The sequence below is a fragment of the Microcystis sp. M015S2 genome, assembly GCF_020245945.1.
In the GTDB taxonomy this organism is placed as follows: Bacteria; Cyanobacteriota; Cyanobacteriia; order Cyanobacteriales; family Microcystaceae; genus Microcystis.
This window is the reverse complement of record NZ_JADBTX010000013.1, coordinates 1-9138: the sequence shown is the minus strand read 5'-3', so window position 1 is coordinate 9138 and position 9138 is coordinate 1. Positions and strand designations below refer to the sequence as shown.

Genomic DNA, 9138 nt, shown 5'->3' with positions numbered 1-9138 from the left:
GCACTTCTTCTTGGGTGCATGGCCGGTAATCGGTATCTGGTTTACGGCGATGGGTGTAAGCACCATGGCGTTTAACCTCAACGGTTTCAACTTCAACCAGTCGATTCTCGATTCTCAAGGTCGTGTAATTGGTACTTGGGCTGATGTGCTGAACCGCGCTGGTATCGGGATGGAAGTAATGCACGAGCGTAATGCACATAACTTCCCCTTAGACTTAGCTAGTGGTGAACAGGCTCCTGTGGCTCTGATTGCTCCTGCTATCAATGGTTAATTCCTAGTCTGAACAAGAAGGCACTCCCGCGAGGGGGTGCTTTTTTGTTGTTAGAATTGGGGAACAATGAAAAACGCTGCAAAATGCTTATTCTCAAACAATCATCATTATGACCGCTCTCACTGGAAAATATACTCTTAGTCAATATTTTGAGCAGGAAATACAATCCCAAACTCGTCATGAATATCTGGATGGAAAAATTATTGCTATGACAGGAGGAACACCGACTCATAATCGCATTATTAGTAATTTATTAGTGGCTTTATATACTGGACTAAAGAATCAACCCTATGCCGTTTTTGTCACCGATCAGCGTTTATGGATACCTGAGCGTCGAATTGCTACCTATCCCGATATTATGGTAATGTCTGAACCCCTTAGTTATCAAGAAGGACGCAAAGATACTTTAATTAATCCTGTTTTAATCGCTGAGGTTTTGTCTGCTGCAACGGCAAGTTACGACAGAGAAGAAAAGTTTGCCGCTTATCGAACCATTGCAACTTTTCAGGAATATTTATTGATTTCTCAGGAAAAATGTTATATTGAACATTTTCAAAAGGAAGGCGATCTTTGGTTGTTTACAGCTTATGAATCTGATAGGATAATTCATTTAAACTCTTTGCGGGTTGAGGTGGAGATAGCAGATATTTATAACAAGGTAATCTTTAGTTAAAGCTTTTAATTTGAAGCTTTTGTTATCATTAAACTAGACTAATATTGGTCAGGAGTTAACTTTATGATATCCCCTCAAATTATTGAACTGGAACAAAAGTTACGAAATTTTTCGTTTGAAGATAAACAATGGTTATTAGAACAGTTACACAAGCATTTAGAAGTTTTAAAAGAAAATGTAAATAGAAAACAGGCCAAAGATTTGATTATGGAAACATTAAATGAGGTTCAAAATATGCCCGATAATTGTTATCATGAAGTTTGGCAAAAATTTGATGACGCTTGTGTGAGAATTTCAGGAAACTTAGAAGAATCTGATTTACTATGATGTTTGCTCAAGATTCACCTCTTGTTATTCTTGATACTTCGGTTTTTCTTTCAGCTTTGTTAAGTAAAAATCCTAACAGTGCGCCTTGTCAAATTATTCGTTATTGGCGGGAGGGTAGATTTAAGTTAGTTATTTCTCCTCAATTATTGGAGGAATTGGTTGAAAAACTATTAGTGAAAAATATTGACAGAAATGATATTAAGGATATTTTAAGGGCTATTTTTTATACTGCTATCAAAATTCAAGGCATTTATCAAGCAACGCTACTCGATCAGGTTGATCCAAATGATAATATGTTTTTGGCAGCCGCTTACTAAATAGGTGCTGATTATCTAGTTTCTTTAGATAAAAAACACATTTTACCGCTAAAGCATTATCATCATACACAAATTTTGTCCCCAAATTTATTCTTACAAGTTTTGCAAAATAGTTAAAGATAAAAATGCGATCGCATCTATTTGTAAAGAGATAATCCTAATCGTTAGGATTTCTTTTAAGATAAGATTTAAACACAGGATTAATAGGAAAATAGGACGAGGTTTCTGATGGTAATTTATCCAGTAAACAGCGTCTTATTAATGACTGAATAGCTGCCCAAAATTCAGATTGAGAAAGGTCAAGATTAGCAGTTTTGGGAAACTTTTCTACCGCTTCAGTTTGATTAGCTAACCAGTGTATCACCTTTTTTTCTGTTGCGGATAAACGCTGTAAATGACATTCGATCAAGTTTTCTATATCCCCTAAATAAATTTCATTGTTCATTTGTTCTAAAAATAGGGATACTTCTCCATCAAATAGTTCAATAATGGTTGAGGAGATGATATTTAACCAGTTAAGATTACCTTGATAAAGTTCGCTCAGTTCCGTCCATTTCTCCTCATTTTTTAAACCGTATTCTTTGAAAATTTCTTCAAATTCTGTTGTTAAACCTTGCAGGTATAAAGTTTTAATTTTATCGGATTTTAAGGTGACAAAATCTCTGGGAAGTTCCCAACTAATTAAAATCCAACAACTTTGATGAGATGTGGTAGCAATTTGCTGAAAAAATTTATGATAATCCTGACAGTCGTTTAAATATTTACCTGCTAATTCCCCCAGTTTAAAAATATTCTGTACATCATCAAGAATAATTAAACAACGATAGGAGCTTAGATAATCTATTATATCAGGTAAGGGGGTTGATAGAGATTGGTTGAAAAACTGTTTTAGATCATCTTTGAGAGCGATTAATTGAGGAATATTTTCCAGACTGCGATAAATAATATAATCAAATTGTGGGGCAATTTCTGAAACTAATTTAAGGGTTAAAGCTGTTTTTCCAATTCCAGTTAACCCATAAATGGTAATTAATCGAGTTTTATTATTTAGCCACTCTTTTAAGGTTGATATTTCTAAGTTACGTCCATACTTACAGTTTAATTCAGGTGCTTTTGTTAGGTTAATTATGGGGGATTGATGATCATTATCTGGGAAATTTGAAGACTTTTTTAATTTGTTTTCTGAGTAGGGGTTATTTTCTCTACAGATATTAACACGACTATTGCTAATATTATTACCATGATGGTTAACAAAGTTATAAATAATAGATGAAGCTTTATTTTCTAAAATAGAACGAACATTAGACTTTTTTATATCTTCTTCAAAAACATCTGATAACAGTTGCCATAACTTCCATGCTTCTTTTTTTATATGGTCATAACTGCGCTGATTATTTTCGGCAATTTTTTCATAATCTTGATGTTCCCAAATACCCTGTAAGATGGATTCTTGCAATGAATCAAGATGTTTACCGGTTTTGTCTAATACCTGTTTATCAGTCCATTCTAAAAGGGTTTGAATATCCATATAAGTAAGCTATAGAACATTTGTATTGCTGGTTGGGATCAGGGAACATATTTTAGTTTTCTTGTTTTTTTATCAGACTAATAATCATTTTACTTTACTCTTGCAAAAGATCAACTATTATTTTATCTCTTTTTGCTCACCTCATCCTATCCGTCCAGATAGGAGAAGATAAGTTTCTAATTTATGAATTGAACCCTGCGCTATATTTAAAAATCTGACATATTCGCTACGGACTACTACGGACTGATGACAACTTTCTGTTAAAACACACCAAGTTGTAATTAGGGGTTGAGAAGAATACTGTGCTAAGGTTTGCTGTGCTATTAGATGATATTGATCTTTATTGTTAAATAAAGCCACCCAGAACCCAGTATCAACGATGATCATATTTAGCTTTTAATCCTTCTTTGAGAACGGATTTATAATTAGTAGAAAGGTCTGATTCTGCACTAATACAACCGATTAATCCAGATTCTTTTAAAATGTCTAGGGTACTTTGAGCTTCAGGGTTTATTTTTGCTGCAATCTCTGGCTTTTTTACCAAAGAATAGCGTTTTTTTAATAACTCAATAAAATCAATCAGTAAGTTTTGTGCTTCTTCAGGTAATTGGTTAATATCTTGTTGAATTTGTTCTAAGTTAATCATTAATTTACCTCCGTTAAGGTTTTTAAATAGGCTGCTAATGTTTAAGCGACTGTTTCTGACATTTAAACCTCCTGATTTGTTTCCGACTGTCACCTGTTACTTAATCGGTTAATATTAATGCCAATGCTTGATTAATAATTTTATTTTTATCAATCATAGCTTCAATTTCTTCGGGTTTATATATACCCTCAAAAGCTTCTAATGCCGCTTGTCTTAAAGCTGAAGAATAAGCATCATCTAAGGTTTCTTTTAATTCTTCTATTGTTAGATAATTTCCTCCAGTTTTACGTCGTTGATTAATGCGTTGAATCTGTCGAACAGAATTAGAAATAGAGGTTTCCCATGAGCGTGTACTGCGTTTTTCTGCTTGCTGTTTAATCAGATGTAATAAGACAATAATACTAAAGCTAAAAATCTTATTGAGCTTATCATCTTTGCTCATTTCTGTCATTTCCTCTACCAAGATTAAGGCATCGGGAACATTGCCAGCTATTAATAGATTTTTTAACTCTAATAATTCTTCCATTTTTTGCCTTTTTTTACTGATTAACCTCTTAATTTAGTAATTTGTTCTGCATTTAAATTAACCCAAGTTGCTAGTTATAAGCTTCGCTAGTTCGAGCCCCCTAAATCCCCCTTAAAAAGGGGGACTTTGAGTCTGTTTCCCTCCTTAAAAAGGGGGACTTTGAGTCTGTTTCCCTCCTTAAAAAGGGAGACTTTGAGTCTGTTTCCCTCCTTAAAAAGGGAGACTTTGAGTCTGTTTCCCTCCTTAAAAAGGGAGACTTTGAGTCTGTTTCCCTCCTTAAAAAGGGGGACTTTGAGTCTGGTTCCCTCCTTAAAAAGGGGGACTTTGAGTCTGGTTCCCTCCTTAAAAAGGGAGACTTTGAGTCTGGTTCCCCCCTTTTCAAGGGGGGCTAGGGGGGATCGAACCTAAAAATCAAATTTAGCCTTGTTTCATGAGCCTTGCCCTCTTTTTTGCCACTAAATCCCACTTTATCCCACAAAAATTATTGTATCAGAAAATCCAAAATGGCCACAAATTCCCACAGACAAAACCAAAGTGAACATCTAGATTGTAAGAATCACTTAGTTTTTTGGACTTTTATTAGGTTATGAACAAGATACTAGCTAATTGTATCAGCTTAGGGATTGGATTGGGTGCGATCGGGGTGGCTTTTCCGGCACAAGCAGCCATAACAAGCTTTAGTCTTGCTCAGTTCGCTGATTATACTCAGACTAGCAACGCTCAACCCGATAGTGGCTCTTTTACCTTTTTCCCTATTATCAGATACACTGATGAAGCAGCCCTAACGAGTGCTTTTGTTTTTTACAATGGTACTGATTCCTCTATCCCTTTGGATATTATGTTTCCTTCGGGAGACGAGTTTGTTGCATCAAAGCTTCTTACCTATCCTACCCTAGAGGCACTGGAAGCGGCGTTTCCCGATGGTACTGAGTACATATATACGATTGTTGGGGGAAGTTTGGGGACTCAAGCGGCGGTTTTGCCGACCGTCCCACCGAGAGCATTTGTCAATGATGTTCCTTTCTTGACGGGAACAACCTTCAATGACCTTCAAGGTTTTGATCCGAGTCAACCCTTTACTATTAGTTTCAATGGGACTTCCTTATTCCCGGACATTTCCAAAAATTTCAGCATCTTATCCACGTTGGGAGGAACTGTTTTTGACGTTTCTCTGAATCCTACTGATACCAGTCTCCTCTTACCCGCTAACACCCTTGCTCCCAACACTAGCTATGAGTTTGAATTGGAATATGTAGAAAGTGATCTGCTTTTTGATACTGGTTTTAATGGAGCAAGATCATTGATTGCTTTCTTCACCCAAACTACAGGAGCTTTCACCACTGGTTCAATCATTGGTACAACTCCCGATAGTCCTCTATTCCCTACCCCAGATCCGAACAATCCCGACGGCTTTACCTTTCCTGGTGTTATCATCGGTGATAATGGGTTGGGTATAATTGACCCCATCTTTTTCGATCCGATTGTGTCGGTAGGATACGATTACTCAGTGACAGGCGGACCCTTATTCGCCTCAGTTTTAATCCCCAATGCTCTCCCCCAAGGTGATAGTGAATTTACCTTAGAATTACCCGGATTTGGCAATTATTCTCTCCTAGCAGGAACGACTTTCAATTTATTGGGTGTCAATCCTCTTGGCTTTAGTGATTTTCGCGTCAGTGGTATCGATCCCGCGGAAATGCTCGATCCAACCGATCCTACTGCTTTTGTGACGGGGTTAACATTTACTGCTCCTGGAACCGTAACAGTCACCCAAAACCCCATTATTCAAAATACTGGTAGCGTTAGTGTTCCTGAACCGTCCAATTTATTAGGTTTAGGATTACTTGGATTCGGTGCTTTCTTGACGGGAAAATTAAATAAAAAGCAAGCCAAAAAAGACTCTTAATAGCAATTGTTATTAATCTTGTTGCTTATACAACTTGATGGCGATTTCCAGCTTCAATCATCAACCTGACTTTGATGGGAAAGTCCATAAATTACCTATTTTTGGCATTTCAATCAGTTAGCGTCTAAATCATTAGATAAAAGGGCATCCTCGAAAGGGGTGCTTTTTGGTTGTTCGGATGTATCGATCGAGCTACAATAAAAGGGACTTCTTTAGGCGAAAATATGGCTACAGGCATCGATATTAGCGAATTTATTGTGGCTAGTCCGGATATTTGTAATTCCCGTCCCCGGATCGCGGGAACTAGAATCACGATTCAAAGTTTAGTCATGGATCATAAAATGGGAATGAGTGCCGAAGCGATCGCTAAAGAGTATCCTCAATTAAGTCTGGCTCAAATTTATAGCGCTCTAGCGTATTATCACGCGAATAAAGAACAGATAGAGGCCGATATCGATGCTTACCGAGCCGATTGTGAAGACTGGGAATCACGATATCGAGCCGGTGAATTGTAATGAGTCAAATCCGTCTCTACCTTGATGAAGATGCGGGTCAACGCTCGGTCCTGGAAGCTTTGCGGAATCTGCGGTCAGTAAGGTATAGCCATTTCAATTAAAATTGAGAATATTAATCCCAGAGTTCATAAGGGTTTTGTCGGTCTAGAGTGTATCAGACTTATCTGAAATGACTATAACTAATGATTTCGTTAGTACCGGAACCTAGTTCTATTTTAGGGTTAGGCCTGTTTTCTTTGGTGGGTTTTTTAATTAAGAAACGGTCATAATCTAACCTGACTTTGATGGGAAAGTCTATAAACTCCCTATTTTTGGCATTGCAATCAGTTAGCGTCTAAATCATTAGATAAAAGGGCATCCTCGAAAGGGGGGCTTTTTTGTTGGTGTATAATGGCAATATATTCTGAAGGATTGAGGAATAACCGATGATTCATGCTAGACAAAGTTTATCATCTATCTATGAAGAAGATTATCAGCAATGGCTAGATGAGACAGTTTTATTATTAAAAAATCGTCAAGTTGAGAGTTTAGATTATGAGCATTTAATTGAGGAGTTAGAAGCTTTGGGAAGGGAACAAAAAAATGCGGTTGAGAGTTTAGTAATTCAAGTAATACAACATCTTTTATTCTATCAGTATTGGTCAAGCCAACGAGAAGATAACCAGCGACATTGGCGAGGTGAATTAATTGGTTTTCGGACTCAATTAGAATTAAGATTAACGACCAATCTCAGAAACCATTTATCTAATCGTCTCGATTATCTTTATAGTAAAGCCAAAAAAATGGCAGAGGTGAAAACGGATTTAAAATTACCCTCAGAGAATCCTTATACTTTAGCTGATATTTTAGACGAAGATTGGCTTCCTGAAATTATTTAAATAATTCTTCAGATAATTTTAGCTAGGATGGAACCTAGTTTTTAAAGATAATTATTAATTTAAAATCTTCACTTTTTGGATGCTTATATCGTTGAGCCTATTCTAATTCATCCGTAGAGATTTAAGAGAATATAATCACCCCAAAATCAACCCGATTGCTTGGTAAATAATCGCATTTTATCACAATTTCTGCTAATTCGTTGACTCCATATTTTCCTTGAAAAGCCTCTAAAGTAGCTTGTCCTAAAGCTAAATCATAAGCGTCTTTTCAGGTCTATCGCAATTCTTCATCTGTTAAATAATACCCTGCCGTTTTACGCCGTTTATTGCTTCTTTGAATCTGTTTAAGCTAAGACGTATTTTAACCCAGCTTAATTAACTTATTCAGAGATGAATCGTCGGATTAAATCTTCCCGTGAAGACTCCAATAATAAACGACTAGACTCCATCGGTGATAACTTGAGCAACTCATCAATAACTTTTATCAAAGACTCATCCAATTCTCCAAACCTCACTTGCATTAAATTTTCAATAATTTGTCGTTGTCCTTGTTGAAGTCCTTGTTGAAGTCCTTGTTGAAGTCCTTCCCGTTTGGTCGCCTCTTTCCACTCTAAATAAGATTGAGATAAAGCCATAAATACCTCCCTATCTTCTGATTCTAAAAGATTGTTAATTTCAACACTCACACGCCAACTGATCAATAATTCCATGACATTTTGACGTAAGGAATCGCTAGATGGCAACTCAAGCAACTCTCTCACCGCTTGGCTTTGGGTTTTCCCTCGTCCCAACAATCTTAACAGTAAGGTGTCTGGGGTAATAGGTAACTGATTAATCGCTATAATTGCCGTTCGGTGAGAGGGAGATAAAAAGTAAATCCCTTCTGTCCAGTTTTCTAGTTCTAATTTAGCATCAAAACCCTCTAGGATGTGCAAACTAATAGAAGTAGCCAAAATCCACAATTTAGGTAGGTTATCCTCGTTTAACTCAGTTTTTTCCCGTTTCCCTTTCCGTTGAAGTTCAGCGAAAATCGAAAACAATTTTAAGATACAGTTGCGAATTTCCGTTCGATTGGGAGCATTGCGAAAAGGCTCAAGCAAAGTGCTTGTTGTCACCATTTGCCCTAAAAGACCTAAAGATTGAGCATTTCCCCGCATATTAGAGTGAGGAGAGAAGAAAACATCCACCTGACGGGTTTCATCCGCCACCTCCTTGCTAACTTCCACCCTTCCCAGAGGAGACAGCAATTCTTCTAGGTATTGTTTGGCAAATTGATCGTGAGGTTGTCGAGTCATATCTTCAATCTTAGATCAGAAAAGACCCAACCGCACCCGACCCGTTTCATAATCTCAGCTTATTAATGGCATAAGTAACAATAGTTTCAACTCCCTTTACAAACCGATACAAACTCCTTAAGATGAGAACATCATCAATCATTCAAATCGCACTCATAAACCAATGACCACCACCTTACAACAGCGCGAGAGCGCTTCCCTGTGGGAGCAGTTCTGTCAGTGGATCACCAGCACCAACAACCGTTTATACATCGGT

General features: G+C 37.1%; 12 protein-coding genes and 1 pseudogene. 8 read left to right on the top strand and 5 right to left on the bottom strand.

The features are described from left to right. The 4 genes from IM473_RS02405 to IM473_RS02390 all read left to right on the top strand — a co-directional run. On the top strand, positions 1 to 271 hold a 271-nt coding region (locus IM473_RS02405; protein ID WP_287660646.1), incomplete at its 5' end, for a photosynthetic reaction center family protein. Positions 272 to 380: 109 nt separating this feature from the next. Continuing rightward, entirely contained in the window at positions 381 to 944 is a 564-nt protein-coding gene (locus tag IM473_RS02400; RefSeq protein ID WP_287660645.1) for a Uma2 family endonuclease, read from the top strand. A gap of 63 nt (positions 945 to 1007) precedes the next feature. Then, a complete protein-coding gene (locus tag IM473_RS02395) occupies positions 1008 to 1271 on the top strand; it encodes a hypothetical protein (RefSeq protein ID WP_002752205.1) in 264 nt (87 codons plus the stop codon). Further along, the gene (locus IM473_RS02390; RefSeq protein ID WP_287660644.1) at positions 1268 to 1588 is read left to right on the top strand and encodes a putative toxin-antitoxin system toxin component, PIN family; all 321 of its coding nucleotides are present in this window, start codon (positions 1268 to 1270) and stop codon (positions 1586 to 1588) included. Before IM473_RS02395 ends, IM473_RS02390 begins: the two co-directional genes overlap by 4 nt. Positions 1589 to 1745: 157 nt before the next feature. Here IM473_RS02390 and IM473_RS02385 read toward each other — a convergent pair whose 3' ends face one another. The 4 genes and pseudogenes from IM473_RS02385 to IM473_RS02370 all read right to left on the bottom strand — a co-directional run bounded on the left by IM473_RS02385 (position 1746) and on the right by IM473_RS02370 (position 4288). Continuing rightward, positions 1746 to 3116 carry a helix-turn-helix domain-containing protein gene (locus IM473_RS02385; RefSeq protein ID WP_287660643.1) on the bottom strand — a complete coding sequence of 457 codons (1371 nt, stop codon included), beginning with the start codon at positions 3114 to 3116 and terminating at the stop codon, positions 1746 to 1748. Between the two features lie 246 nt (positions 3117 to 3362). Continuing rightward, a pseudogene (locus tag IM473_RS02380) lies at positions 3363 to 3503 on the bottom strand (type II toxin-antitoxin system VapC family toxin); the annotation flags it as partial. After that, positions 3490 to 3762 carry a DUF2281 domain-containing protein gene (locus tag IM473_RS02375; RefSeq protein ID WP_286826344.1) on the bottom strand — a complete coding sequence of 91 codons (273 nt, stop codon included), beginning with the start codon at positions 3760 to 3762 and terminating at the stop codon, positions 3490 to 3492. The gene IM473_RS02375 and the pseudogene IM473_RS02380, both read right to left, overlap by 14 nt. Positions 3763 to 3862: 100 nt before the next feature. Next, positions 3863 to 4288: a DUF29 family protein gene (locus IM473_RS02370; RefSeq protein WP_287660642.1), complete on the bottom strand. Its 426-nt coding sequence runs from the start codon at positions 4286 to 4288 to the stop codon at positions 3863 to 3865. 586 nt (positions 4289 to 4874) lie between these two features. On the opposite strand from IM473_RS02370, the gene IM473_RS02365 reads away from it, so the two are divergent. The 4 genes from IM473_RS02365 (at position 4875) to IM473_RS02355 (ending at position 7587) form a co-directional block, all read left to right on the top strand. Continuing rightward, on the top strand, positions 4875 to 6194 hold the full coding sequence (locus IM473_RS02365) for a PEP-CTERM sorting domain-containing protein (protein ID WP_287660641.1): 1320 nt from the start codon (positions 4875 to 4877) through the stop codon (positions 6192 to 6194). A 224-nt stretch (positions 6195 to 6418) separates the two neighbouring features. Then, positions 6419 to 6709 (top strand): DUF433 domain-containing protein, encoded by a 291-nt coding sequence (locus IM473_RS02360; RefSeq protein WP_287660640.1) that lies wholly within the window; start codon positions 6419 to 6421, stop codon positions 6707 to 6709. Positions 6710 to 6891: 182 nt separating this feature from the next. After that, the gene (locus IM473_RS22460) at positions 6892 to 6978 is read left to right on the top strand and encodes a PEP-CTERM sorting domain-containing protein (RefSeq protein ID WP_071823541.1); all 87 of its coding nucleotides are present in this window, start codon (positions 6892 to 6894) and stop codon (positions 6976 to 6978) included. A gap of 156 nt (positions 6979 to 7134) precedes the next feature. Continuing rightward, a complete protein-coding gene (locus tag IM473_RS02355; RefSeq protein ID WP_287660639.1) occupies positions 7135 to 7587 on the top strand; it encodes a DUF29 domain-containing protein in 453 nt (150 codons plus the stop codon). A gap of 380 nt (positions 7588 to 7967) precedes the next feature. Here IM473_RS02355 and IM473_RS02350 read toward each other — a convergent pair whose 3' ends face one another. After that, positions 7968 to 8882 (bottom strand): hypothetical protein, encoded by a 915-nt coding sequence (locus IM473_RS02350; RefSeq protein WP_287660638.1) that lies wholly within the window; start codon positions 8880 to 8882, stop codon positions 7968 to 7970. Positions 8883 to 9138: the final 256 nt, after the last annotated feature.

What these genes read in the sequence shown, in the direction of transcription:
- IM473_RS02400 (WP_287660645.1), top strand. Translation starts at nt 381, where the DNA reads ATGACCGCTCTCACTGGAAAATATACTCTTAGTCAATATTTTGAGCAG.
- IM473_RS02365 (WP_287660641.1), top strand. Translation starts at nt 4,875, where the DNA reads ATGAACAAGATACTAGCTAATTGTATCAGCTTAGGGATTGGATTGGGT.
- IM473_RS02385 (WP_287660643.1), bottom strand. Translation starts at nt 3,116, where the DNA reads ATGGATATTCAAACCCTTTTAGAATGGACTGATAAACAGGTATTAGAC.
- IM473_RS02350 (WP_287660638.1), bottom strand. Translation starts at nt 8,882, where the DNA reads ATGACTCGACAACCTCACGATCAATTTGCCAAACAATACCTAGAAGAA.
- IM473_RS02355 (WP_287660639.1), top strand. Translation starts at nt 7,135, where the DNA reads ATGATTCATGCTAGACAAAGTTTATCATCTATCTATGAAGAAGATTAT.
- IM473_RS02390 (WP_287660644.1), top strand. Translation starts at nt 1,268, where the DNA reads ATGATGTTTGCTCAAGATTCACCTCTTGTTATTCTTGATACTTCGGTT.
- IM473_RS02370 (WP_287660642.1), bottom strand. Translation starts at nt 4,288, where the DNA reads ATGGAAGAATTATTAGAGTTAAAAAATCTATTAATAGCTGGCAATGTT.
- IM473_RS02375 (WP_286826344.1), bottom strand. Translation starts at nt 3,762, where the DNA reads ATGATTAACTTAGAACAAATTCAACAAGATATTAACCAATTACCTGAA.
- IM473_RS22460 (WP_071823541.1), top strand. Translation starts at nt 6,892, where the DNA reads ATGATTTCGTTAGTACCGGAACCTAGTTCTATTTTAGGGTTAGGCCTG.
- IM473_RS02360 (WP_287660640.1), top strand. Translation starts at nt 6,419, where the DNA reads ATGGCTACAGGCATCGATATTAGCGAATTTATTGTGGCTAGTCCGGAT.
- IM473_RS02395 (WP_002752205.1), top strand. Translation starts at nt 1,008, where the DNA reads ATGATATCCCCTCAAATTATTGAACTGGAACAAAAGTTACGAAATTTT.